Below are 25,879 nucleotides of genomic sequence, written 5' to 3' on the forward strand. Positions count from 1 at the left end.
GCGCGAGTGCCGCTAGCGAGCCTCCAGCTCGACGCCGTCGTCGTAGACGACCTCGGCGACCGGGGTGATCGGGCCGGTGTCCGGCTCGACGTCCGAGTGCGCGCCGCAGCCGTACTCGGCATGCACCACCGCGCCGTCGGCGGGGGCGAACTCGTTCGCGCAGACCCCGAACGCGGCCCGCAGCGATCCGGCGATCGGGAGGTAGAACGCGCAGGTCACGCACGTCGACGGGGCGGCCTTGGCCATCTCGGCCCTCGGCCCTCGGTCGCCGGCGCGCCAGCGCTCGGTGGCCAGGTCGCGCCCGTAGCGGCTGAGCACCCTGGGCCGGCCGAGCCCCACCTCGTGCGCCACCTCTTCGACGGCGGGGTCGTCCGAGGCCAGGTAGCCGGGCACCAGCCGCTCGTCATCCGGGTCGGGCGGCAGCAGGTCGCCGACGCCCAGGTCGCCGGCGCGCACCCGGTCCTGCCAGGGCACCCACGGCGGCGCGACCAGCGCGTCCGGCCCGGGCAGCAGTACCGTCTCGCTCACCGTGACCGGGGTGTCGGGCCCGCCGTCCGCGACCGTGACCGCCCAGCGCCAGCCCCGGTAACCGGGCTGGTTGGCGGCGAAGAAGTGGGTGGCGGCGTGCTCGTCGTCGCCCTGCGCCTGCTCGTGCCCGCCGACCGCGTCCGCACCCGCCAGCTCGACGGCCGCCGCCCTGGCCAGCTCGACGGCCTCCAGCAACCGGGCTCCGGTCGGCCGCGGCTGCGCTGCGTCCACCGGCGCAACGCCCTCGTCCGCCGGCGCTGGCTCGGCAGGCTGGTCGGTGTCGTCGGGCGTTGCGGGATTCACGCGCCCGATTGTGCCACCCTTCCCGACATGACCCGTGCGCCGGCCGTACGACTGCTCGTGACGCTGGCGCTGCTGACGGCCGGTTGCGGCGCCGGCAAGCCCGCGCCCGCCGCCGAGCCGGCCGTCGACCCGAACGCGGTGATCTCCGCCGGGCTGGCCGCCGGCGTGCCGTCGCTGCGGCCGGTGGTGCTCGGCACGCTGCCGCACGACACCGGGGCCTGGACCGAGGGCCTGGAGATCGACGGCGGCGTGCTGTTCGAGAGCACCGGGCTGCCCGGCCGGTCCCGGCTCACCGAGCTGGACCCGGCCACCGGCGCGGTGCTGCGCTCGACGCCGCTGCCCGAGCGCCTCTACGGCGAGGGTGTCACCGTGCTCGGCCCCCGGATCTGGCAGCTGACCTGGCAGGACGGCGTGGCGCTGCGATGGGACCGGGCCAGCTTGGTCCCGGACGGCCGGGTGCCGTGGACCGGCGAGGGCTGGGGGCTGTGCCACCTGGGCGGACGGGTGCTGGCCAGCGACGGCAGCGACCGGCTGCGCGTGTTGTCCGGCACCGACCTGGCACCGCTGGGCGACGGCCGCGCGGTGCGGATCGCCGGGCGGCCGGTGTTCGGGCTCAACGAGCTGGAGTGCACGGCCGAGGGCGTCTGGGCGAACGTCTACCAGACCGACCGACTGGTCCGTATCGACCCGACATCCGGCGAGGTGACCGCCGTCCTCGACGCCACCGGCCTGCTCCCGGACGACCAGCGCGCCGGCACCGACGTGCTCAACGGCATCGCCCAGGTGCCCGGCACCGACGAGTTCCTGCTCACCGGCAAGTTCTGGCCACACATGTTCCGGGTCCGCCTCACCCCCTCGCACCGCTAGGCACCGCTCGCGCACGAGGTGTGCGCCACCTCACACCGCCGACCGCGGCCGCCGGCCGTAGTACGCTGATCGCCTACTCGAACAACGTTCTAGCTATAGAACGAAGGTCCGGAACAGGGGCGGTGACCGCGGATGGCGGACGGTGTGACCGGGCGGCGGCGATGGTGGGCGCTCGGGATGGTGAGCGCGGCGCAGCTGCTGGTCGTCCTGGACGGGACGATCGTGAACATCGCGCTGCCGTCCGCGCAGCACGAGCTCGGCATGTCCGACGGCGCCCGGCAGTGGGTGATCACCGCGTACGCGCTGGCCTTCGGCGGGTTGCTGCTGATCGGCGGCCGGGTCAGCGGGCAGCTCGGCCACCGGCGCGCGTTCATCGTCGGGCTGGTCGGGTTCGCCGTCTCGTCCGCGCTCGGCGGGGCCGCCGCGAGCCCCGGCACGCTGTTCGCCGCGCGGGCGCTGCAGGGCGTGTTCGCCGCGTTGCTCGCGCCCGCCGGGTTGTCGCTGCTGGCCACCACGTTCACCCGGCCAGAGGAGCGGGGGCGGGCGTTCGGGGTGTTCGCGGCGGTCGGCGCGGCCGGGTCGGCGGTGGGCCTGGTCGCGGGCGGGCTGCTCACCGAGTACGCGAGCTGGCGCTGGTGCCTCTACGTCAACGCCCCGGTCGCGCTGCTCGCCGCGGCCGGTGTGGTGCTCGTGCCTCGCCAGGCTCCGGCTCGGGGTGAGGGACGGCTCGACGTCACCGGCGCGCTGCTCAGCGCGACCGGGTTCGTGGCGGTGGTCTACGCGTTCAACCGGGCCGAGTCGGCCGGCTGGGGTTCGCCGCTGGTGCTCGCGCTGCTCGGGGCGGGGGTGGCGCTGCTGGCCGGGTTCGCGGCCGTCGAGGCCCGGGCGCCGCACCCGCTGCTGCCGCCGCGCCTGCTGCGCCACCGCGCCCGCGCCGGGGCGTTCGCCACGATCGGCCTGACGTTCGTGGCGATGTTCGGCTGCTACCTGTTCATGACGTACTACCTGCAGACCACCCTCGGCTACTCACCGATCCAGGCCGGCCTGGTCCTGCTCGTGCACGCGGCGGCCGCCGTGGTCGGCTCGATGCTCATCGCCGGCAGGCTGCACGGCCGGGTGCCGCCGTGGGCGGTGATCGTGCCCGGCCTGGTCGCCTCGGCCGCCGGCGTGTTCGTCCTGACCAGGCTGACCCCGCTGAGCACCGGCATCCTGCCGCTCTACCTGACGCCCGCGATGCTGCTGACCGGCATCGGGATGGGCTGCGTCATCTCGCCGACGGCCAGCCTGGCCACCACCGGCGTGCACGGGCACGACACCGGCGCCGCGTCGGCGACCTACAACGCCGCCCAGCAGCTCGGCGCCGCGCTCGGCACCGCCCTGTTCAACACCATCGCGACCAGCACCGCCGCCACCTCGACCGCCGTGCACGGCTACACCACCGCGCTGACCGCCGCGTTCGCGATCCTGCTCGCCGCCGCGCTGGTCGCCACGGTTTTCCGTACAGTCCCGGAAAGGAAACACTGAACATGGAAAACGGTTACGTCCCCGTCATCGACATCTCGTCCAGGATCGACACCGGAAAGCGGGCGGAGCTGGCCCGGACGATCGGCGCGGCGTGCGAACGCTCGGGCTTCTTCGTCATTGTCGGCCACGGGGTGCCGTCGGATCTGGTCGACCGCATGTACACGGTCACGAACGCGTTCTTCACCCTGCCCGAATCGGAGAAGAACGCCGTCGCCAGCCGCCCCGGAACCTCCGGGTTCCGCTCGTCGGGCGAGAGCACCGCGCGCAGCCTCGACCGCGAGACCCCGCCCGACCTGTGCGAGTCCTTCGGCGTGCACGTGACCGGCGAGCTCGACGAGGCGGAACGCGCCGGGCTCGGCGACTACTGGGCGACCTGGAAGCTGGCCAACCTCTGGCCCGAGGTCCCGGCCGGCTTCAAGCGGACCTGGCAGGAATACATGGAAACCATGACGACTTTGTCGGCCGACCTCATGCGGCTGTCCGCCCTCGCGCTCGGGCACGACGAGCACCATTTCGACAACAGGTTCGACAGGCACGTGTCCTCGCTGGTGGCCAACTACTACTATCCGCAGCTCACCGCGCCGCTCCCCGGCCAGCTACGCAGGGGCGCGCACACCGACTTCGGCGGCCTGACCGTTCTCTACCAGGAAGACAACCTCGGCGGGCTGCAGGTCATGGCGGGTGAGGACGAATGGCGCGATGTCCGCGCCATCCCGGGCAGTTTCGTGGTGAACATCGGTGACCTGATGTCGCTGTGGACCGGCGGCCGCTGGGTGTCGACAATGCACCGCGTGGTCAACCCGGAACGCGGGAACACGTCCTCTCGACTGTCCATTCCGTTCTTCTACCAGCCCAACCACGACGCCCCCTCGGACGGGTCGATCACCGCCGGGGAGTGGATGACGGAGAAGATGCGGAAACTCTTCGCCGCGCGATGACGGGCGTGGGTGTGTACGAGTCGAGGAGCTCTTTCAACTGTTGCGCACACGCCCTCAGTGGGGCCGAGCCCTGGCTGGCCTTCGCCATCGTCATCGCGCCCGAGTAGCCACCGACGACGAGAACCGCCAGCGAATGAGGATCCACTCGCTCCAGATATCCATCGTCCTGGTCGGTCCGTAGTTTCTCCTCGATCGCCGACTGCCAGCGCTCGAACACCGCATGTAGCTCGGTCCGAAAATCGGGGTCGGGCGCCGCCGCGAGTTCGAGCGAGAGGTTGTTCAACGGGCAGCCGAGAACCTTCCCGTTCGCCTCTATCGAGCCGGCGATCCGATCGAGGACCGCCTGGATCCCAGCCGCGGCCGTGCGGGCCGACACCAGCGGCTGGATCCAGGTGTCCTCGATCGTCCGCGAGACCCGGTCACGGATGACGGCCAGCCCGAGCGACTTCTTCGTCGGGAAGTGATGGTGGAAGGCGCCGCTCGTCACGTTCGCCAGCCGCATGATCTCGTGCGTGGAGGTCGAGTGGTAGCCGCGCGCCTGGAACGCGTCCATGGCCACGTCGACGATCTTCCGCCGCACCGCCACCGGATCCCTGGTGCGCCGCCGCACCGGCTCCGTCGATCCACTCACGGCACGAGCCTAGCACCTTGACAAGACCGACCGACCGGTCTGTACTACAAACAGGTCAAACGGTCTGTAGTGAAGGGTGGTTCAGCATGACGACTCCCCAAGATCCCCCCGCCGACCGTCCGCCGCCGGCCGACGAACTGAGCAGCCCCGTCGTCGACCTGCGGCAGTACACCCTGTTCCCGGGGACGAGGGACAGGTTCGTCGCGCTGTTCGACGGCGAGTTCGTCGAGGCCCACGAGGCGCTCGGGTCGAGGGCCATCGGCCAGTTCCGGGATCTCGGCGACCCGAACCGGTTCGTCTGGATGCGCGGCTTTCCCGACATGCCGGGGCGCGAGCGGGCGCTGAACGCGTTCTACAACGGAGGACCTGCCTGGGCGGCGCACGGCGAAACCGCGCGGTCGATGCTGATCGACAGCACCGACGCGCTGCTCCTGAAGCCGGTTCGGCCGGACTCGGGCTTCGCGCTCGACGATCCCGCCCAGCGGCCACCCATCGACTCGGACGCCCCGGACGGTGTCGTGATCGCGACGATCCACCATTTCGAGAAACCGGTGAGCACGGCATTCGTCGACTTCTACGAGACGGTGGTCCTCCCCGTTCTCCGAGACTCCGGCGCCCACCGCCTCCTCGGCATGTTCGAGACGAAGCACAGCCCGAACAACTTTCCACGCCTACCGATCCGCGAAGGCGAAAATGTCTTCGTCACATTTACCGGCTTCAAGAACGTGGAGAAGTACCACGAGTTCATGACCGCCTTGGGGCGGAACAGGAAGACATGGAAGGAGCGGGTGTACCCGGAGCTCACCGGCCAGCTCCTGATGCCCCCTCGAACCCTGCGGCTGGCGCCGACGACACGTTCGCAACTGCGCGACTGATGGGAGATCTGGCCATGACAGCACTGGACAAGCTCACCGAAGCCGCGGTCGGCGCCGCGCTCGAGGACTACGAGAAGCTGTTCGCCAACGGCGAGGTCGAGTCGATTCTCGAAGGCTTCGCCGAGGACGTCGAGGTTCACTACGCTTCGTTCCCTCCGTTCACCGGAAAGGACAAGCTGCGCGAGATGTTGCAACGGCGGTTCGCCGAGATGCGCGACTACCAACTGTCGAAGCGACTGGAGGTCCTCTGCCCACCCCATTTCGTGTCATCGTGGACCGGGAGCTGGATCGACATCCGCACGAACAAGCGCATGGAACTGTTCGGGCTCGAACTCCTGACCGTACGCGACGGCAAGTTCGGCCGATGGACGGCAAGCGTGTCGGCCTGGCCAGCGGCGGGCTAGTGTCGTGTAAACGAGGTTCCTTGCCCGGATTCGGTGATCCAGGTGGATGCACCGCAAGGCGGAGGAGTCCCCGATACCGGGGTTGTATCGGGGGCGACGACAACGCGGCGGGGCGCCGCCTGGGCGCCGAAGACGGGTAAGACGACCTTGTTTACACGACACTAGGCCTCCCGTCCGGCACGGTGCCAGGCGGACTGGCGGAGCAGGCGCAGGCCGTTGAGCCCGACCAGCACCGTGGAGCCCTCGTGGCCGGCCACCCCGAGCGGCAGCGGCAGCGTGCCGAGCAGGTCCCAGCAGACCAGCCCGGCGATGAACGTGGCGGCGACGACCAGGTTGGCGATCACCACCCGGCGGGCGCGGCGGGACAGCGCGATCACGGCCGGGATGCTGGCCAGCTCGTCGCGGACCACAACCGCGTCGGCGGCGCTCAGGGTGAGGTCGGCGCCGGCACCGCCCATCGCCACGCCGACGTCCGCGACCGCCAGCGCCGGCGCGTCGTTCACGCCGTCACCGACCACCGTGACCCGCCGGCCGCCGGCCTGAAGCTCGCGCACCGCGGCGACCTTGTCCTCGGGCAGCAGGCCGGAGCGCACGTCCGCGATGCCCAGCCGCTCGGCCAGTCGCGCGGCGACGCCGGCGTGGTCGCCGGTGAGCAGGGCGGGTTGTGCGCCGGTCAGCCGGGTCAGCGCGGCGACCGCCGATGCGGCCCCGGCACGCGGTTGGTCGGCCAGCCCGAGCACGCCCACCGGCCGGCCGTCGCGCCGCACCACGACGACCGTCTGCCCGCGCTCGCGCACGTCCCTGACCTGCCCTTCCATAGATAGACCGACGGTCGGTCTGTTTGCGGGAACGTCGACCTCGACCCGGGCCGACGGCGGTTCGGCCGGCGCCCCGGCCCCGACCAACCGGCCGTCCACCCTGGCCACCACGCCGACCCCGGGACGCGCCACGAACCCCTCGGCGTCGGCGAGCCGGACCCCGGCATGCCGCGCGGCGCGCACGACCGCCCGCGCCAGCGGATGCTCGCTGGGCCGTTCCACCGAGGCCGCCAGCGCCAACAGCTCGCGCTCGGTCAACCCGGAACCGGGCAGCGGGCGGACGGTGACGAGCTCGGGCGTGCCCGTGGTCAACGTGCCCGTCTTGTCGAACGCGACCCGGTCGGTAGCGCCGAGGCGCTCCATGACCACGGCGGACTTGACCAGCACGCCGTTGCGTCCGGCGTTCGCGATGGCGGCCAGCAGCGGCGGCATGGTGGCCAGCACCACGGCGCACGGCGACGCCACGATCATGAACGTCATCGCGCGCAGCAGCAACTCCCGCAACGCCGCCCCGAACAGCAGCGGCACCGCGAACAGCGCCAGGGTGGCCGCCACCATACCGATCGAGTACCGCCGCTCCACCTTCTCGATGAACAGCTGGGTAGCCGCCTTGGTCCGGATCGCCTCGCCGACCAGCGCACCGATCCGGGCCAGCACCGACTCCCCGGCCGCCCGGTCCACCCGCACCCGCAACGCACCGGTGCCGTTCAGCGTGCCGGCGAACACCCGGTCGCCGGGTGCCTTCTCGGCCGGCACCGACTCGCCGGTGACGCTGGCCTGGTCCACCTCGCTGGCCCCGGCGAGCACCGTGCCGTCCGCCCCGAGCCGCGCGCCCGGCCGCACCAGCATCACGTCACCGACGCCCAGGTCGGCCGCCGCGACCCGCTCCTCCTCGCCGTCCGGACCCAGCCGCACGGCCGTCTCGGGGGCCAGCTCCAGCAACCCGCGCACCGACGCCTCGGTGCGCGCGGTGGCCAGCGCCTCCAACGCGCCGGACGTGGCGAAGATGACGATCAGCAACGCCCCGTCCGTGACCTGCCCGATCGCCGCCGCCCCGACCGCCGCGAGCACCATCAGCAGGTCCACGTCCAGCGACCGCCCGCGCAGCGCCCGCACGCCGTCCAGCCCGGGCCGCCACCCGCCCGCCGCGTAACACCCCAGGTAGAACGTCCACCACAGCCACGCAGGCGCCCCCGACAGCCACCCGGCCAGCCCGCCGAGGAACAGCACCAGCGCACCCGCCGCCCAGCGGACCTCGGACAACGCGAACCACCCTGTCGCAGTGGACCCGACCGCCCCGCGATCCGGGCGCACCGCGACGACGCTCACCCCGACCATGCCCTCCGTCGACGACATGGCCGACGATAACAGAACAAATGAAGACGTCTTCATTTATTGACGACGGTAGGCTCACTCCGTGGGACACGGGGTGGACGGACCGGACCGGCCGCCGGCACGGCTGGACCCGGAGAGCGCGGCCACCGTGGCGGCCACCCTGCAGGCCCTGGCCACGCCCAGCCGGCTGCTCATCCTCACCGCGCTGCGCCAGGCGCCGCTGCCGGTCAGCGAGCTGGCCAGGGCGGTCGGGATGGAGCAGTCCGCGGTGTCCCACCAGCTGCGGCTGCTGCGCACGCTCGGCCTGGTCACCGGCACCCGGCACGGCCGCAGCATCGTCTACAGCCTCTACGACAACCACGTCACCCAGCTGCTGGACGAGGCCGTGTACCACGTCGAGCACCTGCGGCTGGGGATCACCGACCGGCCCGACTGAGCGTCACCCGCGCAGGAACTCCAGCAGCACCGGCACGATCGCCTCGGGCGCCGGGCCGTGGTCCTGGCCGGGCAGGATGCGGCGCCGCGAGTGGGGGATCGCGGCGACCACCGTGTCGGCGGCCTCGGGCAGGCCGGGGAACGTGCGGTCGCCGGAGTACACGATGGTCGGCACCGTGACCCCGGCCCAGCGCCGGCGCCAGTCCGGGTCGAGGTTGACGTCGTGCACGGCGGCCAGGTCGTAGACGAGCGTCCGCGCGACGGCGACCATCGCGGGCCAGCCCGGGGAGTGCGCCATCCCGGCGACGGCCTCGGCGGGCAGGCCGATCACGGCCGTCATGTTGTAGCGCATCGCGTCGTCGAGCTTGTCGGCCGCGAGCAGCGCGCGCAGCTCGGCCAGGTGCTCGGTGTGGTCGGCGCCGGGGAACAGCGGCGGCTCGTACAGCGCCAGCGAGGTGACGCCGATGCCGGCGGAGGCGGCGGCCAGCGCGACTGTCGCCCCCGACGAGCTGGAGTAGAGGCCGGCGCTGCCGCCGGCCGCCTCGACCAGCGCGGCGACGTCCTCGACCTCCCGCTCCAACGCCCACGGCGCGGTGTCGCCGGAGCGCCCGCGCCCGCGCCTGTCGTAGTCGACGGCGGTGAAACCCTCGGCCGCGAGCAGCCTGGCGGCCCGGGTGGTGCGCTCGTCGATGGCGCGGTGCTGGGTGGCGCCGCCGATCAGGATGACGGCCGGCCCGTCGCCGTGGCTGTCGTAGTCGATGACCGTGCCGTCGGGGGAGGTGACGGTGCTCATGTCCGCTGTGGCCTTTCGCTCGGGTTGCCGGGTCTCATGGGATCAGACCGCCGCCGACGCCGAGAGTCATCGGTCCTCGCCGGGCGCGAGCGCCAGTGACCCCCGTGCGGGGCATCGCCGGTTCCACCGCCGCGGCCGCCGAATGCGGAACAATGAGGACGTGTCGCGATCGGAGTCCCACGAGCCGCCCGGGCGAGCCGCCCGCGCGGGCTGGTCCTCCGGGGGCAGGCGCCGCAAGATGTGGATCACCATGGACGGCGGGCACACCCGGCCGCCGGTACGAGACGCCCACCGCCCGCCCGACGACCCGCACCGGCGGCCCGACCCGCCGTACGCGCCCGACGCTCCCTACCGGGCCGACCTGCCCTTCCAGGCCGGCCCGCCGTACCAGGGCGAACCGCCGAGCCCGCCGCCCTGGCTGGACGCGCCACGCCGGCCGCTGCCACCGCGCGACGCGTACCGGGACGACCGGGCCGACGACAGGGCCGACGACCGGGCCGGGGCCGACGACCGGGCCGGGGCCGACGAGCCCGAGCCGGAACCCCGCGATCCCCGGCCGCCGCGCAAGCTGACCGTCACCCGGGTGATGGCCTGGCGCGGGCGCCAGCTGACCGGCCAGGGCATCCGGGCGTTCCAGCGCGCGGCCGGGGCCGACGGCGCGGACCGCTCCGGGCTGCGCGCGCTGACCTACGCCACCATGCTGAACTACGCCAACGACGCCGCGATCGCGGTGGCGCTGGCCAACACGCTGTTCTTCTCCGCCGCCACGGCCGAGAGCAAGACCAAGGTGGCGCTCTACCTGTTGATCACGGTGGCACCGTTCGCGCTGGTCGCCCCGGTCATCGGCCCGCTGCTGGACCGGGTGCAGCGGGGCCGACGGGTGGCGCTGGCGGCCAGCTTCGTCGGGCGCGCGGTGCTCGGCGTGGTGATGGCGCTGCACTTCGACGACTGGGGGCTCTACCCGGCCGCGCTGGGCGTCATGGTGCTGTCCAAGTCGTTCACCGTGCTGCGCGCCGCCGTCACACCCCGGGTGCTGCCCGAGAAGATCACGCTGGTCACCACGAACTCCCGGCTGACGGTGTTCGGGCTGGTCGCGGGCGCGGTGTTCGGCGCGGGCGCGGCCGGCATCGCCCAGCTGACCGGCTCCCCCGGCGCCCTGGTCTACACCGCCGCGCTGTGCCTGCTCGGCGCCTGGCTGTGCATCCGCATCCCGAGCTGGGTCGAGGTCACCGAGGGCGAGGTGCCGGCGGCGCTGCGCGAGCACGCCGACCGCCGCGCGCGCGGCAACGGCCGGCAGCCGATGGGCCGCCGGGTGGCCGTCGCGCTGTGGGCCAACTGCTCGATCCGGCTGCTCACCGGGTTCCTGACGCTGTTCGTGGCGTTCGCGGTGAAGGCCGAGACCGAGCGCGAGCCGGCGCGTCAACTGATCCTGCTCGGGATCGTCGGCGCGGCGGCCGGGCTGGGCAGCTTCGTCGGCAACGCGGTCGGCTCGCGCCAGCACTTCGACCGCTCGGACCTGGTCGTCTTCGGCTGCGTGGGGGTGTCGGTGGCCAGCGCGATCGCGGCGGCCGCGATGCCGGGGATCACGCTCTCGGCGGTGGTCGCGCTGCTCGCCTCGACGGCCAGCGCGCTGGCCAAGGTCTGCCTGGACGCGGTGATCCAACGCGACCTGCCGGAGCGGTCCAGGGCGTCGGCGTTCGGCCGCTCGGAGACCGTCCTGCAGCTGGCCTGGGTGTTCGGTGGCGCGATGGGCGTGCTGCTGCCGCCCGTCTACTGGATCGGGTTCGCCTCGGCGGCCGCCGTGACCGCCCTGGTCGGCGCGCAGTCCGTACTCATCAGCCGAGGCACCTCCCTGCTGCCCTGGCTCCGCCACCGCGAGCCGGCCGCCGAATGGCCTGGTCAGCACCCGTGAGTGGTTAGCGTTGTCATAGCAACGCTAACCACTCACGGGTTGTGACCAGCGGAAACGGAGTTAGGTGTGGGCGTGGCGTGGGGGCCGGCGTGGGTGTTGGTCGTCGGGGTTGGGTTTGGGGTGGCCGGGTGCGGGTCGGGTGGGCCGCCGACGGTGGAGTTCAGCTCGGTGGGGGGTACGGTGCGCGCTTCGCCGGCGCAGTACTGCGACGTCGAGGTCACGAAGTGCGACAACCGGCCGGACGCGGTGGCGCGGCTGGTCGTGCCGGCCGGGCAGCCGCTGCGGGTCACGGTCCCGGACGAGGTGGCGGACGGCCCGTGGCACGTCGTGTTCAGCTACCGCACCGGGAACGGCACGATGGACGCGCGCAGCCCCGTCTTCCCGCCGAAACAACGGCACGAGTACGAGCTGAAGCTTCCGGCGCCCACCGACCAGCTGGTGACCGCCCAGGTCCAGCAGTTCGGCGGCGGCAACCCGACGACCGGTCCCGGCGGTGAGATGTCGTTCCCGATCCGGGGCAGCTGGGTCGTCGACGCGGGCTAGTTGACCGAGTCCTGCATCTGGGGGACCTCGAGGCGAAGGCCGGCACCGCGCACGGTGTGCAGGTAGCGCGGCGCCTTGCCGCTCTCGCGCAGCTTGCGGCGCAGCCAGGACACGTGCACGTCGACCGTGCGGTCCGCCTGGCTGTACGGCATCCGCCACACCTCGCTGAGCAGCTCGCGCCGGCTCACCACCTGGCCCGGGCGGCTGGCCAGGTAGCTCAGCAGGTCGAACTCCTTGGGCGAGAGCGACAGCGGCCGGCCCTCCAGCTCGGCGGTGCGGGTCTTGCGGTCGATGGCCAGGCCGCCGAGCACCAGGTTGGGCTGTAGCGCGTCCGACCCGGCGGTCCGCCGCAGCACCGCCCGCACCCGCGCCAGCAGCGCGCCCGGACCGAACGGCCGGACCAGGTAGTCGTCGGCGCCGGCGTCCAGCGCGGCGATCATCTTGGTCTCGTCGTCGCTGCCGGCGACCACGATCACCGGAAGGTCGGGCTCCGCCTCGCGCAGCTTGGGCAGCAGCGTCAGGTCGTTGCCGCTCGCCGAGGAGACGTCGAGCAGTGCCAGCCCGGGCCGGCGGTCGACCACGGCACGCAGCGCCGACCGAGCGTTCCGAACAGAGGTCGCGGTGTACCCGGCCGAGATAAGGATGTCAATCAACCTCAGCCGGGCGTGCGAGCGGTCCTCTACGACCAGAAGGTAAGCCACCTGACCAATCGACCTCCTGCTGCTCAAACGCTGAAAGGGCACCGAGAGAGGCACACGTGACAGTACCGCTGAAAGGAAGGCCACCCTCAACGGACCCCCACAGAAGAGTTGCCTACATAACTGATAACGCCAGTCCTCACTCTTGCGTTACCACGCGCGCGCAGGCGCACCACACGTCCCACCTGTCCCACAGAAGTCCGCACGTCCCCGCCGAATCCGCCGTGCCGACCGTGCCTCGACTAGACCGACCGTCGGTCTGTCTTCGGAGCGGTGTGCGCGCGGGCACGAACGAAAGGTCGGCCTCGATGAGTTCGCGAGTCAGGCACCCGCCTCGCGCAGGGACGGGTGGGGATACGGGCGCGAGCTCAGCCGTCGAGGTCGCGAGCGACCGCGCGGACCACCTCGGCGGCCAGCTTGGAGGTGCGCCGGTCCGGGTAGCGGCCGCGACGGAGGTCCGGCTGCACCTTCGCCTCGAGCAGCTTGATCATGTCCTCGATCAGGCCGTGCAGCTCCTCGGCGGGGCGGCGGCGCGCCTCGACCACCGACGGCGGCGTGTCGACAAGACGGACGGACAGCGCCTGCGGCCCGCGCCGGCCCTCGGCCATGCCGAACTCGACCCGCTGGCCCGACTTCAGGCCTTCTACGCCGGACGGCAACGCCGCCTTGCGGACGTAGACGTCCTGCCCCCCGTCTTGGGAGAGAAAGCCGAAGCCCTTTTCAGCGTCGTACCACTTGACCCTGCCGGTCGGCACCCTGCTCACCCGTCCCTTGCTCATATCACGACGAACGCGCCCCGAGCGACGTCGGGACGCGCACCACAAGCCTATCCCTCGATGGCCCACGCGCGCGTTAGTTATGCGTGCTTCACCCGGGCGGCCGCCCTTAGCCCAAGTAGCTCAACGGATCGTTCGCGCATCTCGACCTTGCGGACCTTGCCGGTCACCGTCATGGGGAACTCGTCGACGATCTGTACATAGCGCGGGATCTTGTAGTGTGCCAGCTTTCCGGCCGCGAACGCGCGCAGGCCCTCGGCGGTCAGCGGCTCGGCGCCCTCCCGCAGCCGCACCCATGCGCACAGCTCCTCGCCGTACCTCTGGTCGGGCACCCCGATCACCTGGGCGTCCAGCACGTCCGGGTGGGTGTAGAGGAACTCCTCGATCTCGCGCGGGTAGATGTTCTCGCCGCCCCTGATCACCATGTCCTTGATCCGGCCGGTGATGTTCAGGTAGCCGTCGGAGTCCATCACGGCCAGGTCGCCGGTGTGCATCCAGCGGGCGGCGTCGATGGCCTCGGCGGACTTCTCGGCCTCCTCCCAGTAGCCGAGCATCACCGAGTAGCCCCTGGTGCACAGCTCGCCGGGGGTGCCCCTGGGCTGGGTCAGCCCGGTGGCCGGGTCGATCACCTTGACCTCGACGTGCGGGTGCACCCGGCCCACGGTGGACACCCGGCGCTCCAGCGAGTCGTCGGCGCGGGTCTGGGTGGACACCGGGGAGGTTTCGGTCATGCCGTAGCAGATCTGCACCTCGGTCATGCCCATCCGGGAGACCACCTGCTTCATCACCTCGACCGGGCACGGCGAGCCGGCCATGATCCCGGTGCGCAGGCTGGACAGGTCGTACGAGCCGTCCTCGTCCAGGGCCGCGATCTCGGCGATGAACATGGTCGGCACCCCGTACAGCGAGGTGCACCGCTCGCGTGAGACCGCCGCCAGGGTGGCCTTCGGGTCGAACGCCGGCGCCGGAATGATCATGGCGGAGCCGTGCGTGGTCGCGCCCAGGTTGCCCATCACCATGCCGAAGCAGTGGTAGAAGGGCACCGGGATGCACACCCTGTCGTGCTCGGTGTAGCCGCACAGCTCGCCCACGAAGTAGCCGTTGTTCAGGATGTTGTGGTGGCTGAGCGTGGCGCCCTTGGGGAAGCCGGTGGTGCCCGAGGTGTACTGGATGTTGATCGGGTCGTCCGGGCTCAGGCCGGCCTGGGCGGCGGCCAGCTCGGCGCGGTCGGTGGTCGACCCGGTGGCCAGCGCGTCCCAGTCCGGGGTGTCCAGCAGCACCACCCGTTCCAGGTCCGGGCACCTCGGCCGCACCTCGTCGATCATCGCGGCGTAGTCGGACGTCTTGAACTCCCGGGCGGCCACCAGGGTCCGGATGCCGGCCTGGTTCAGCACGTACTCCAGCTCGTGCGTGCGGTACGCCGGGTTGATGTTGACCAGGATGACGCCGATCTTGGCGGTGGCGTACTGGGTGAGCGTCCACTCCGCGCGGTTCGGCGCCCAGATGCCCAGCCGGTCACCCTTGACCAGCCCGGAGTCGAGCAGCCCGAGCGCGAGCGCATCCACCTGCTCGACCAGTTCGCGGTAACTCCAGCGGCGTCCGGTGCTCACCTCGACCATCGCGTCCCGGTCGCCGAACCTGGCTGCGGTCCGGTCCAGGTTGTCGCCGATGGTGTCACCGAGCAGCGGCAGGTCGGACGTGCCGGAGCTGTACGAAGGGACGGGCGGGCTCATCATGGGCTCCTCGTGGCTCACGACGGTGTGCGCTGCGCCATATCCTGCGTCAACCAGCCCGTTCGCGCCAGATGCCGTTACGTCCGGACGGGCTCACGGATGGCCAGGACGGCGGCCAGGCTGATCACGCCGACCACGATCATGTACGCCGAGACGGACAGCGAGGTGCCCGTGTTCGTCTGCAGCCAGGTGGCGATGAGCGGGGCGAACCCGCCGCCGACCACCGCACCGACCGCGTAGGCGATGGACGCCCCGCTGTACCGGAAGCGCGGCTCGAACATGCCGGCGAACAGCGCGGACTGCGGCCCGTAGGACGCGCCGAGCCCGAGCGTCAGCACGATCACCGCGATGATCATCCACGCCGCGGACCGGGTGTCGATCAGCAGGAAGAACGGGATCGGCCACGCCACCAGCACGATCGAGCCGACCAGGTACACCGGCTTGCGCCCGATGCGGTCCGACCAGATCGCGCTGGCCACGATGAACGTCGCCCAGCTCACGCTGCCCACGATCACCACCACCAGCATCAGGTTCCGGCTGACCTTGAGCACCGAGGTGCCGTAGCTGAGCAGGTAGGCCAGGAACACGTAGCCGATCGCGGTGTTCGCGATGAAGCTCACCGACGCGAGCACCAGCTCCTTCGGCCGCTGCCGGCACACCTCGATCAACGGCAGCCGGCTGCGCGCCTGCTCGTCGCGCAGCGCGCGGAACACCGGGCTCTCCTCCACCCGCAGCCGGATGAACAGCCCCAGCCCGACCAGCACGATGCTGAACAGGAACGGCAGCCGCCAGCCCCAGGCGTTGAACGCCGCCGGGCTCATCGCGTTGTTGATCACGAAGAACATCAGCTGCGCCAGGATCAGCCCGGCCGGCACGCCGACCTGCGAGAACGACCCGTACCGCCCGCGCTTGCCGTCCGGCGCGTGCTCGACGGCCATCAGCGCGGCGCCGCCCCACTCGCCGCCGGCGGACAACCCCTGCAGCAGCCGGCACACCACCAGCAGCACCGGCGCCCACACCCCGATCTGCCCGTACGTCGGCAGCACCCCGACGCCGACCGTCGCCAGCCCCATGACCAGCAACGACGCCACCAGCATGCCCTTGCGCCCGAGCCGGTCACCGTAATGCCCCCACAGCACGCCGCCCAACGGCCGCGCCAGGAACCCCACCCCGAGCGTGGCGAACGCGGCCAGCGTGCCGGACGCGTCGGACAGCGGCGAGAAGAACTGCGAGCCGAAGATCAGCGCGGCCGCCGTGGCGTAGATGAAGTAGTCGTACCACTCGATGGTCGTGCCCACCGCGCTGGCCAGCCCCACCCGGCGCAGTTGGCGGGGGTCGGAGGCGGCGGTCGCGGAGACGGCGGCGTCTGAGGTCATCTGTACTCCCGGATGAGGCCCGGCCGCCGTCCTCCTCGACGAGCGGCACCCAGCATCATGCCCCCTCGAGCAAGGTTTGCGCTATATCCGGCCACAATCCCCGATAACCGGTGACGCCCTTCCGCGAGTCGGGCGTGCGGGCACACTGAGTCGCGCGTTTGAGCACATCTTCTTGTGCGCGGTCCGGTTAGAGGCCGGCGGTGTAGAGGAGGCGGTTGGCGGTGCCGTTCGCGTCGCCGTCGCGGATCACTCCGGGGGTGGCCTGCTGGACCAGCCAGTCCTTGATGGTCGCCGAGGGGGCGTCGCCGAAGCGCTGCTTGTAGAGCGCGGCCAGGCCGGCGGCGAAGGGCGCCGACATGGAGGTGCCGGTGTACGACTCGGTGCCACCGCCCGGCACGGTGGAGACGATCCCGCTGCCGGGGGCGTAGAGCGACACGCAGGTGCCGGTGCTGGACGTGCTGGCGCGCTGGTCGTCGATCGTGGAGTTGGCCACCACCAGCACGCCCGGCGCGTGCCTGGGCGCCAGCTCGCAGGAGTCGCTGCCGGTGTTGCCCGCCGACGCGGCGACGAAGACGCCCGACTCCACCAGGCGCTGGACCGCGGCGGTGAGCGTCTCCGAGGGCGCCTGGGCGTAGCGCCAGGACAGCACGGCCACCGCCGGGCGCTGGGCGTGCTCGGCCACCCAGTCCACGCCTGCGACCAGGTCGGAGAGCTTGCCGGCCCCGTCGCAGTCCAGCACCTTGACCGCGTGCAGGGTGGCCTGCTTGGCGACGCCGTAGGTGCCGGAGCCCGCGATCCCGGCGACCACCGTGCCATGCTGCCCGCAGTCACCGTTCGGGCCGCCCGCGATGTTCTTGTCGTACACGGCCCGGCCACCGAAGTCCGGGTGGCGGGTGTCGATCCCGCTGTCCAGCACGTAGATGTTCACGCCCGCGCCGGTGCCGGTGGTGGCGTAGGAGCGGTCCAGCGGCAGTTGGCGCTGGTCGATCCGGTCCAGGCCCCAGTTCGGCGGGTCGAGCTGCTGGCCGTCGGCGAGCGGGGCGGACGGCGTTAGCGGCCGGGCGTCGTCGATCGCCGGGCCGGCGCCGTCCGGCTCGATGGACAGCACGCCCTTGCGCGCCCGCAGCCGGTCGACCTGCGCGGCGGTCATGGCGGCGACGAACCCGGTCACGGCGCGGCTGAACCGGGCGGTGGGGGCGGTTCCGGTCTCGGCGGCCACGCCGTCCACGGACTGCTCGGCGGCGATCCGCACCACGTAGCGCCCTAGCGTGGGTGGCGGTTCGGCGGCGGCGCTCGCGGGGGGTGGGAGGGCCAGGGCCGCGAGCAGCAACCCGGTGAGGACGGGCAGCGCGCGCCCGCACCGGAAGTTGACCACGGAGTCCCCCATCGAACAGCGATATTACGTTGATCAAGGTCGTGTTCGTGGCCGTTTGCGGGAATCTGGCGCGGCGTGTCACGGCCGGCTCGAGGCCCCCGGTGTGTGCGGAGATCAACGGGACTTGGCCGCGTTTGTGGCCCGGTGATGGCGCGGTCATGTCCCGTTCGTCTGGAAACGTGGGAGCTCGTCCGGTCCGCCTGCGGGTCTAGACCGACCGTCGGTCGGTCTCTCCACCAACCGGCCGGTCTGTCCACGAACCGGGCGGCCACCGCAACCGCCGACCCCGACGTCACGAACCCCCGGCGGGATGGACCAGCACCTCGGTCGCCTTGACCGCGAACCACAGCAAGGCACCCGGCGCGAGCGCTGCACCCGCACCCAGATCAGCCACGGCGGCCGGGGTCACGTCGGCGGCCAACCCGTCCACCCACTCCGGCCCACCGTCGACCGCGCCCGCCCGCAACCGCACCAACTCCCCGCGCGGCTCCAACCCGGCCAGCCGCACCCGGATCACGTTGCGCGGGCTCCCGTCCGGCCGCTCCCGGAACACCGACACCGCGCTCGGCGGGAACACCGCAACCGCCGGCTCCCCCGCATGCGCCCCCGACGCCGCCCCGTCCGGCGCCCGCCCGGACACCACCAACCCGTCCGCCGTCCGCAACCCACCGTCCACACCCACCCCCGGAACCAGGTTCAACCCCGCGATCCTGGCCGCGAACGAACTACGCGGACGGGTCAACACCTCCCGCGTCGCCCCCTGCTCCACCACCACCCCGCCGGACAGCACGGCCACCCGGTCGGCCAGCACCAGCGCGTCCAGCATGTCGTGCGTGACCAGCACCGCCGTCGTCCCGGCGCCGCGCACCACTCGGCGCAGCAGCGCGCGCAGCACCGGCGCGGAGTCCACGTCCAGCGCGGCCAGCGGCTCGTCCAACAACAACAGCTCCGGGCTCCCGGCCAACGCACGGGCCAGCGCCACCCGCTGCGCCTGCCCGCCGGACAACCGCGACGGGCGCCGACCGGCCAACTCCTCGGCGTCCACGTCCGCAAGCCACCCCCGCGCCACCTCCGACGCCTCGGCGCGGCTCGCACCCCCGCAGCGCGGCCCGAACGCCACGTTGGCCAGCGCGCTCAGGTGCGGGAACAGCAGCGCCTGCTGGGCGAGCAGCCCGACGCCTCGGCGGTGCGCCGGCACGTGCACGCCGGCGCCCGTGTCCGTGAGCGTCCGCGAGCCGAGGCGCACCACTCCGTCATCCGGGCGCAGCAACCCGGCGAGCACGCCGAGCAGCGTGGACTTGCCGGCGCCGTTCGGCCCGAGCACCGCAAGCACCTCGCCCCGGGCCACGGACAGCGCCACGTCCAGGGTGAACTCCCGCCGGCGCACCGTCGCCCGTACGTCCAGGAAAGTCACCGCAGCCCCTCGGCCGCGCGCGGCCTGGCCACCGCGATCACCAGCACCGCGACCACCACCAGCACCAGCGACAGCGCGATCGCGCCGTCCGCGTCCACCTCCCGCTCCTGGTAGACCAGCAGCGGCAGCGTCCGCGTCGTCCCCTGCAGGCTGCCCGCGAACGCCACGGTCGCCCCGAACTCACCGAGCGCCCGCGCGAACGCCAGCACCAAGCCGGACCCCAGCCCCGGCAGCACCAGCGGCACGCTGACCCGACGAAACACGGTGCCCGGCGCCGCACCCAGGGTGGCCGCCACCGCCTCGTACCGCTCGCCGGCGGTCCGCAGCGCCCCCTCCAGGCTGACCACCAGGAACGGCATCGACACGAACGTCTGCGCCAGTACGACGGCGGCCGTGGTGAACGGCACGGTGATGCCGAACCCGAGGTCCAGCAGCCGCCCGACCGGCCCGGTGCGCCCCAGCGTGTACAGCAGCGCCAGCCCGCCCACCACCGGCGGCAACACCAGCGGCAACAGCACCACCGGCCGGGCCAGCCGCACCACCGGCGAGCGCGAGCGGGCCAGCACCGCCGCCAGCGGACCGCCCAACACCGCGCAGAGCACGGTCGCCAGCGCCGAGGTCTTCAACGACAGCCACAGCGCGTCCAGCGCGGCCGGACTCGTCACCAGTTGCGGCAGCCGGACCAGGTCGGCGCGCAGGATCATGCCGAGCACCGGCACTACGATCAGCCCGAACCCAAGGATCGCGGGCACCCACAGCGTGGCCGGCAACGCCACCCCGACCGAATGCCGGTCGGTCGCCCGCTCTTGGCTCACGAGCTGTTACGGACTGCCGAAGCCGGCGTCCTGTAGCGCCCGCTGGCCCTCCGGCCCGCGCACCAGCGCCACGAACTTCGCCGCGAGGTCCGGCTGCGCCGCGTTCTTGAGCGCCGCGATCGGGTACTTGTTGATCGCCTGCGCGGCCTCCGGGAAGTCCACCCCGGTGACCTTCCCACCGGTGGAGCGCACGTCCGTGACATACACCAGCCCGGCGTCGGCGTCCCCGGTGCTGACCTTGCTGAGCACCGAGCGGACGTCGGCCTCCTCGCTGACCGGCTTCGGCGTAAGCCCGGTGGCCTTCTCCACGCTCTTGGTCGCCGAGCCGCACGGCACCTGCGCGGCGCACACCACGACCTTGAGGTCGGGCTTGGTCAGGTCCGCGAACGAGTGCACGCCCTTCGGGTTGCCCGGCGGGACCGCGATCTGCAGCTTGTTGGTCACGAACACGGACGGCTGGCCGGCCGCCTGCCCCGCCTTGGTCACGGTGTCCATGGTGGAGGTGTTGGCGGCGGCGAACACGTCGACCGGCGCGCCGTTGACGATCTGCTGCGCCAGGTCGGACGAGCCGCCGTAGTTGAACCGCACGCTCGTGCCGGGGTTCTGCTGTTCGAACGCCTTGCCCAGCCTGCCGAACACGTCGGTCAGCGAGGCGGCCGCGGACACCGTGAGCGTCTTCGACCCGCCCGCCGGCTGCGACGACCCCCCGCCGCCGCAGCCGGCCGCCATCACCGCGACCAGGAGCCCACCGACCACCGCCCGGAGGCTCACTGGTTTCCTCCCGGCGTCTCCACCACCACGTGCGTCGACTTGATCACGGCCACGGCCAGCGAGCCCGGCTGCAGCCCGAGGTCCTTGACCGCCTCGGTGCTCATCAGCGACACCACCCGGTGCGGCCCGCACTGCAGCTCCACCTGCGACATGACCCGGTCCGAGACGATCTCGGTGACCAGGCCGACGAACCGGTTGCGCGCGGAGCGGGCCACCGTCGACGGGTCGGGCGCCGCGTGCGCCTGGGCGCGGGCGAACTCGGCCAGCCGGGCGCCGTCGATCACCTTGCGGTTCGACGCGTCGGTCTGCACCGGCAGGGTGCCCGCCTCCACCCAGCGGCGGACGGTGTCATCGCTCACGCCGAGCAGGCGGGCGGCCTCGGCAATCCGGAACTGCGGCACGAACGCGACATTACATCCGATAGTGCGGAACCAGCCAGCGCGGTGCTTATGCTGCCCCGGTGGACTTCCAGCCCAGCGACACCGCCGTCGAGCTCACCACCCGGATGCGTACGTTCCTGGACGAGGCGGTGCTGCCCGCCGAGCCGGTGTACGACGCCTGGCGCGCCGAACGCCGGGGCACCCCGCACGAGTGGGACACCCCGCCGGTCCTGGAGGATCTGAAGGCCGAGGCCCGCGAGCGCGGCCTGTGGAACCTGTTCCTGCCGTCCGTGTCCGGGCTGTCCAACCTGGACTACGCGCCGATCGCCGAGGTGTCCGGCTGGTCGCCCGTGATCGCCCCCGAGGCGATCAACTGCCAGGCCCCGGACACCGGGAACATGGAGACGCTGCACCTGTTCGCCACCCCTGAGCAGAAACAGCAATGGCTGGACCCGCTGCTGGCCGGCGAGATCCGCTCCGCGTTCGCCATGACCGAGCCGGACGTGGCCTCCTCGGACGCCACCAACGTGCAGACCTCGATCCGCCGCGACGGGGACGAGTACGTGATCAGCGGCAAGAAGTGGTGGATCTCCGGCACCGCCGACCCGCGCTGCGCGGTGTTCATCGTGATGGGCAAGACCGACCCGGACGGACCGAAGCACCGCCAACAGTCCATGGTGCTGGTGCCCAGGGACACACCGGGCCTGGAGATCAAGCGGCACCTGCCGGTGTTCGGCTACCAGGACCAGCACGGCCACTCCGAGATCGAGTTCCACGACGTGCGGGTGCCGGTGTCCAACCTGCTCGGCGAGGAGGGCGGCGGGTTCGCCATCGCGCAGGCCAGGCTCGGCCCCGGGCGCATCCACCACTGCATGCGGCTGATCGGGATGGCCGAGCGCGCGGTCGAGGCGATGGCGAAGCGGGCGAAGTCGCGGGTGGCGTTCGGGCGGGCGCTGGCCGAGCAGGGCGTGGTGCGCGAGCAGATCGCGAACAGCCGCCTGGAGATCGAGCAGGCCCGGCTGCTGGTGCTCAAGACCGCGTGGCTGATCGACAACGTCGGCACCAAGGGCGCCCGTACCGAGATCGCCGGCATCAAGGTCGTGGTGCCCCGGATCGCGTGCGCCATCATGGACCGGGCGATCCAGGTGCACGGCGCCGGCGGCATGAGCGACGACTTCCCGCTGGCCTACTTCTACGCCTGGGCCCGCGCGCTGCGGATGGCCGACGGCCCCGACGAGGTGCACCTGCGCTCGGTGGCCCGCGAAGAGCTCAACCGTCACGCCTGACCGGAGACTCGACTCAAGCACGAACTTGACAGGGCACGTGCGGCTTGACACGGCCTTAGTTAGATCGGAATCTATACGAACAAAGTTGATGGGTCGGCCAGCCGGGCTGGTCGGTCCTCGGCGTTGAACTCCAGTTCCCCTTCCGCTCGCTGAGGAACCAGAGCGGCAACGTGGCCGCGGCGGCCCGGTAGGTCCGCCGGCAGGGAGGAAGGCCTGTGAGCACCAACAGACTTCGGCGAATCGTCGCGGCCGGTGCCGCGGCACTTCTGGCCGGTATCGCGGGGTGTGGCACCAGCGGGCCGGCGGGCGCGGGCGCGGTCGGTGGCGACAAGACGGTCGTGTGGCTCGTGCACGGTGGCTTCGACGCGGTGTACCAGCGCTCGGTCGCGGACTACGGCGCGGCGCACCCGGATCATCAGCTCGACCTGCAGCAGTTCCAGAACGACCCGTACAAGCAGAAGCTGCGGGTGGCGATGGGCGCCGGGAGTGCGGCCGATCTCTTCTCGAACTGGGGCGGCGGGGTGCTCAAGGACTACGTCAACACCGGCAACGTGGAGGACCTCACCGACGAGCTCGGCCAGGATCCGGCCTGGAAAGCGAAGTACTTCCCGAATGTCATGAACGCGACGACGTTCGAAGGGAAGACATACGGGGTGCCGCTCAACAGCATGGAGCCGGTGCTGCTCTACTACAACAAGCGGGTGTTCGACGAGGCGGGTGTACAGCCACCGAAGACCTGGGACGAACTGCTCTCATTGGTGGGCACGTTCAAGAGCAGGGGCAAAACGCCGATTGCGCTCGGCGGCGCGAACAAGTGGACCTACCTGATGTACGAGCAGTACCTCGTGGATCGCCTCGGTGGTCCCGAGGTGTTCAACGCCGTCGCCGCCGGCAAGCCGAACGCCTGGATGCACCCGGCGTTCATCCAGGCCAACACCATGATCCAGCAACTGGTGGACGCGGGCGCGTTCCCTGACGGATTCTCCGCCATCTCGTACGACACCGGGCAGGCCTCGGCCCTGTTGTACACCGACAAGGCGGCGATGTACCTCATGGGCAGTTGGGATTTCGGGTCCATGCGGGAGTCGGCGCCGGAGTTCATCCGGAACGGCAGCCTCGGCTGGGTGCCGTTCCCGACCGTCGCCGGGGGGAAGGGGGACCCGACCAACGTCGTCGGGAACCCTGCCGTGTTCTACTCGGTCGCGGCCAACAGCAAGCACAAGGACACCGCGATCGACTACCTCAAGAACGGGGTCTTCTCCGACACCTATGTGGACGGCCTGCTCGACCGGGGCGGGGTGCCGCCGCTGAACGGAATAGCCGCCAAGCTGGACCGCCACGAGAACCCCGAGTGGCTGCACTTCGTGTACGACCTGACCCAGCGTGCGCCGAACTTCCAGCTGTCCTGGGACCAGGCGCTGTCGACGAAGCACGCCGATGCGCTGCTCACGAACATGGACCGGCTCTTCCTCAAGCAGATCACGCCGCAACAGTTCTCCGAGAACATGAACGGGGAGGCGGCCAGGTGACAGCCGGCCCGACCCGGCCCCGGGCGGTTTCCGGCCGCACGCGTGCTCGCGGCGGGCCGAGCTTTGTCATGGTGGTGCCGGCGCTGGCCTTCTTCGTGCTGTTCGCGGCGGCTCCGCTGCTGATCGTCGGGGTGCTGAGCCTCACGGAGTGGGACGGTCTGGGCGCTCCGACCCTGGCGGGCCTGGTGAACTGGCGGGAGATCGCGGCGGATCCCGTGGTGCGCGGCGCGGTCTGGCTCAGTGTCAAGGTCACGATCCTGAGCTGGCTGGTCCAGACGCCGTTGAGCCTGTTGCTCGGGGTCTTCATCGCGGGCCGCCAGCGCTATCGCGCGGTGTTCGCGGTGCTCTACTTCGTGCCCCTGCTGCTGTCCACCGCCGCGATCGCGATTACCTGGAAGGACCTGCTCGACCCGAACTTCGGCCTCGGCAGCGCCCCGGGCCTCGGCTGGATCTCCGGCGACTGGCTCGGCGACCAGGACACCGCCCTGTACGCCGTCGTCCTGGTGATCGCATGGCAGTTCGTGCCCTTCCACACATTGCTGTACCAGGCCGGTACCCGGCAGATCCCCGCCGCGCTGTACGAGGCCGCCGAGATCGATGGGGCGGGACGGCTCAACCAGTTCTGGCACATCACGCTGCCGCAGTTGCGGTACACGATCGTGACGTCGTCGACGCTCATTCTGGTTGGTTCGCTCACCTATTTCGACCTCGTCTTCGTCATGACCGGCGGCGGGCCCGGCTTCGCCACCCGAATACTGCCGCTGGACATGTACATCACCGGCTTCACCACCGGCGACATGGGCAAGGCGAGCGCCACCGCAATGGTTCTCGTGCTGGCCGGCCTGCTCCTCGCGCTCGGCGTGGTGCGATATTCGGGCTTCGGGCGCATGCGCAGCCAGCAGGAGGGCATGTGATGCCGACCGCGTCGACCGCCCCTGCCTCGCCGGCGACCGAGGCCCAGGTCGGGACGGGTGTCACGGGCCCATCACCTCGGCGCTCGCGGCGCGGCAACCCGCTCGGCGCGCTGGCCGGCGCGATATGGCTCCTGATCGTCGTCGTCCCGCTGTACTGGGTGGTGGTCACGAGCCTGCGTAACCTGGCCGGCTTCTTCGACGCCAATCCGCTGGCCCCGCCGACGGAGCCGACGCTGCACAACTATCGGCTGGTGTGGGAAGGGGGGTTCGTTCGCTACCTGGTGAACAGCGCGATCGTCACCGTCGCGGCGGTCGGCCTGACCCTCGCGGTGTCGGTTCTCGCGGCATACGCCATTGTTCGAGGAACCGGCCGCCCGGTGCGGCTGACGTTCCAGTTCTTCCTGCTGGGCCTGGCGATACCGCAACAGGCGACCATCATCCCGATCTACTACCTCATCACCAGGATGCGGCTCTATGACTCGCTCACCGCCATTGTGCTGCCGTCGGTGGCGTTCGCGATTCCACTCACCGTCCTCATCCTGGTGAACTTCCTCCGCGATGTGCCCGTCGAGCTGTTCGACGCGATGCGAGTGGACGGTGCCGGAGACTGGCGCATGCTCTGGAGCCTGGTGTTGCCCCTGGCCCGGCCCGCCGTCGTCACCGTCATGGTCTACGACGCACTCCAGGTATGGAACGGTTTCCTCTTCCCGCTGATCCTCACCCAGAGCCCCGCGCAACGTGTTCTCCCATTGAGTTTGTGGGCCTTCCAAGGCGAGTTCAGGGTCAACACCCCGGCGATCCTCGCCGCGGTCGTGCTGGCCACGCTGCCGATCCTGACCTTGTACGTGGTGGGGCGCCGGTATTTGGTGAGCGGCCTCACGGCGGGCTTCGGGCGATGAGGCGGCG

The 25,879-nt window shown here is 71.4% G+C and carries 25 protein-coding genes; 12 read left to right on the forward strand and 13 right to left on the reverse strand.

Annotated features, from left to right (window positions below; all coding sequences use genetic code 11):
• Nucleotides 1-12: 12 nt before the first annotated feature.
• A complete protein-coding gene (locus N912_RS0130270) occupies nt 13-759 on the reverse strand; it encodes a DUF3027 domain-containing protein (protein WP_028925332.1) in 747 nt (248 codons plus the stop codon).
• 99 nt (nt 760-858) lie between these two features.
• On the opposite strand from N912_RS0130270, the gene N912_RS0130275 reads away from it, so the two are divergent.
• The 3 genes from N912_RS0130275 (at nt 859) to N912_RS55685 (ending at nt 4,160) form a co-directional block, all read left to right on the forward strand.
• A complete protein-coding gene (locus tag N912_RS0130275; protein ID WP_028925333.1) occupies nt 859-1,698 on the forward strand; it encodes a glutaminyl-peptide cyclotransferase in 840 nt (279 codons plus the stop codon).
• Between the two features lie 132 nt (nt 1,699-1,830).
• On the forward strand, nt 1,831-3,222 hold the full coding sequence (locus N912_RS55680; RefSeq protein WP_037067462.1) for an MFS transporter: 1,392 nt from the start codon (nt 1,831-1,833) through the stop codon (nt 3,220-3,222).
• 2 nt (nt 3,223-3,224) lie between these two features.
• The gene (locus tag N912_RS55685; protein WP_037067464.1) at nt 3,225-4,160 is read left to right on the forward strand and encodes an isopenicillin N synthase family dioxygenase; all 936 of its coding nucleotides are present in this window, start codon (nt 3,225-3,227) and stop codon (nt 4,158-4,160) included.
• Here the strand turns inward: N912_RS55685 and N912_RS55690 are convergent.
• Entirely contained in the window at nt 4,105-4,791 is a 687-nt protein-coding gene (locus tag N912_RS55690) for a TetR/AcrR family transcriptional regulator (RefSeq protein WP_211261448.1), read from the reverse strand. The genes N912_RS55685 and N912_RS55690 overlap by 56 nt on opposite strands.
• Nucleotides 4,792-4,877: 86 nt before the next feature.
• Between N912_RS55690 and N912_RS0130295 the strand changes: the two genes are divergently transcribed.
• Together N912_RS0130295 and N912_RS0130300 are read left to right on the forward strand one after the other, a co-directional pair.
• Nucleotides 4,878-5,666: an NIPSNAP family protein gene (locus N912_RS0130295; RefSeq protein ID WP_051581023.1), complete on the forward strand. Its 789-nt coding sequence runs from the start codon at nt 4,878-4,880 to the stop codon at nt 5,664-5,666.
• A gap of 14 nt (nt 5,667-5,680) precedes the next feature.
• Complete coding sequence (locus N912_RS0130300) at nt 5,681-6,070, forward strand: nuclear transport factor 2 family protein (protein WP_028925335.1); 390 nt, start codon at nt 5,681-5,683, stop codon at nt 6,068-6,070.
• Between the two features lie 161 nt (nt 6,071-6,231).
• Here the strand turns inward: N912_RS0130300 and N912_RS55695 are convergent, their stop codons facing one another.
• Nucleotides 6,232-8,244 (reverse strand): heavy metal translocating P-type ATPase, encoded by a 2,013-nt coding sequence (locus tag N912_RS55695; protein ID WP_037067465.1) that lies wholly within the window; start codon nt 8,242-8,244, stop codon nt 6,232-6,234.
• Nucleotides 8,245-8,305: 61 nt separating this feature from the next.
• Here N912_RS55695 and N912_RS0130310 point away from each other — a divergent pair, with 61 nt between their 5' ends.
• Complete coding sequence (locus N912_RS0130310; protein ID WP_028925336.1) at nt 8,306-8,659, forward strand: ArsR/SmtB family transcription factor; 354 nt, start codon at nt 8,306-8,308, stop codon at nt 8,657-8,659.
• Nucleotides 8,660-8,662: 3 nt separating this feature from the next.
• On the opposite strand, the gene N912_RS0130315 is transcribed toward N912_RS0130310, so the two are convergent.
• A complete protein-coding gene (locus tag N912_RS0130315) occupies nt 8,663-9,451 on the reverse strand; it encodes an alpha/beta fold hydrolase (RefSeq protein ID WP_028925337.1) in 789 nt (262 codons plus the stop codon).
• Between the two features lie 142 nt (nt 9,452-9,593).
• Between N912_RS0130315 and N912_RS55700 the strand changes: the two genes are divergently transcribed.
• A complete protein-coding gene (locus tag N912_RS55700; protein WP_051581024.1) occupies nt 9,594-11,363 on the forward strand; it encodes an MFS transporter in 1,770 nt (589 codons plus the stop codon).
• 66 nt (nt 11,364-11,429) lie between these two features.
• Nucleotides 11,430-11,906 (forward strand): DUF2771 family protein, encoded by a 477-nt coding sequence (locus N912_RS55705; protein WP_084211353.1) that lies wholly within the window; start codon nt 11,430-11,432, stop codon nt 11,904-11,906.
• On the opposite strand, the gene N912_RS0130330 is transcribed toward N912_RS55705, so the two are convergent.
• The 9 genes from N912_RS0130330 to N912_RS0130370 all read right to left on the reverse strand — a co-directional run bounded on the left by N912_RS0130330 (nt 11,903) and on the right by N912_RS0130370 (nt 21,265).
• Entirely contained in the window at nt 11,903-12,661 is a 759-nt protein-coding gene (locus N912_RS0130330; protein ID WP_425415328.1) for a response regulator transcription factor, read from the reverse strand. The genes N912_RS55705 and N912_RS0130330 overlap by 4 nt on opposite strands.
• Before the next feature lie 311 nt (nt 12,662-12,972).
• Entirely contained in the window at nt 12,973-13,359 is a 387-nt protein-coding gene (locus N912_RS0130335; protein WP_028925339.1) for a cold-shock protein, read from the reverse strand.
• A 101-nt stretch (nt 13,360-13,460) separates the two neighbouring features.
• Nucleotides 13,461-15,116, reverse strand: a complete 1,656-nt coding sequence (locus N912_RS0130340; RefSeq protein WP_028925340.1) for an AMP-binding protein — start codon at nt 15,114-15,116, stop codon at nt 13,461-13,463.
• 74 nt (nt 15,117-15,190) lie between these two features.
• Entirely contained in the window at nt 15,191-16,489 is a 1,299-nt protein-coding gene (locus N912_RS0130345; RefSeq protein WP_028925341.1) for an MFS transporter, read from the reverse strand.
• A 187-nt stretch (nt 16,490-16,676) separates the two neighbouring features.
• The gene (locus tag N912_RS0130350) at nt 16,677-17,876 is read right to left on the reverse strand and encodes a S8 family peptidase (RefSeq protein ID WP_037067469.1); all 1,200 of its coding nucleotides are present in this window, start codon (nt 17,874-17,876) and stop codon (nt 16,677-16,679) included.
• Between the two features lie 280 nt (nt 17,877-18,156).
• Nucleotides 18,157-19,278, reverse strand: coding sequence for a sulfate/molybdate ABC transporter ATP-binding protein (locus N912_RS0130355; RefSeq protein WP_028925343.1), 1,122 nt, complete (start codon nt 19,276-19,278; stop codon nt 18,157-18,159).
• Nucleotides 19,275-20,048, reverse strand: a complete 774-nt coding sequence (locus N912_RS0130360; RefSeq protein WP_028925344.1) for an ABC transporter permease — start codon at nt 20,046-20,048, stop codon at nt 19,275-19,277. Before N912_RS0130360 ends, N912_RS0130355 begins: the two co-directional genes overlap by 4 nt.
• A gap of 51 nt (nt 20,049-20,099) precedes the next feature.
• Nucleotides 20,100-20,822, reverse strand: a complete 723-nt coding sequence (gene modA, locus N912_RS0130365; RefSeq protein WP_051581096.1) for a molybdate ABC transporter substrate-binding protein — start codon at nt 20,820-20,822, stop codon at nt 20,100-20,102.
• A 38-nt stretch (nt 20,823-20,860) separates the two neighbouring features.
• Nucleotides 20,861-21,265 (reverse strand): TOBE domain-containing protein, encoded by a 405-nt coding sequence (locus N912_RS0130370; RefSeq protein WP_028925346.1) that lies wholly within the window; start codon nt 21,263-21,265, stop codon nt 20,861-20,863.
• Nucleotides 21,266-21,324: 59 nt separating this feature from the next.
• Between N912_RS0130370 and N912_RS0130375 the strand changes: the two genes are divergently transcribed.
• The 4 genes from N912_RS0130375 to N912_RS55710 all read left to right on the forward strand — a co-directional run bounded on the left by N912_RS0130375 (nt 21,325) and on the right by N912_RS55710 (nt 25,872).
• On the forward strand, nt 21,325-22,530 hold the full coding sequence (locus N912_RS0130375; protein ID WP_028925347.1) for an acyl-CoA dehydrogenase family protein: 1,206 nt from the start codon (nt 21,325-21,327) through the stop codon (nt 22,528-22,530).
• 215 nt (nt 22,531-22,745) lie between these two features.
• Nucleotides 22,746-24,059 (forward strand): extracellular solute-binding protein, encoded by a 1,314-nt coding sequence (locus tag N912_RS0130385; protein WP_028925348.1) that lies wholly within the window; start codon nt 22,746-22,748, stop codon nt 24,057-24,059.
• Between the two features lie 68 nt (nt 24,060-24,127).
• Nucleotides 24,128-24,973, forward strand: coding sequence for a carbohydrate ABC transporter permease (locus tag N912_RS0130390; RefSeq protein WP_084211354.1), 846 nt, complete (start codon nt 24,128-24,130; stop codon nt 24,971-24,973).
• On the forward strand, nt 24,973-25,872 hold the full coding sequence (locus tag N912_RS55710; protein WP_084211355.1) for a carbohydrate ABC transporter permease: 900 nt from the start codon (nt 24,973-24,975) through the stop codon (nt 25,870-25,872). Before N912_RS0130390 ends, N912_RS55710 begins: the two co-directional genes overlap by 1 nt.
• Nucleotides 25,873-25,879 lie beyond the last annotated feature (7 nt).

The sequence above is a fragment of the Actinospineispora acaciae DSM 45401 genome (genome assembly GCF_000620785.1).
In the GTDB taxonomy this organism is placed as follows: Bacteria; Actinomycetota; Actinomycetes; order Mycobacteriales; family Pseudonocardiaceae; genus Pseudonocardia; species Pseudonocardia acaciae.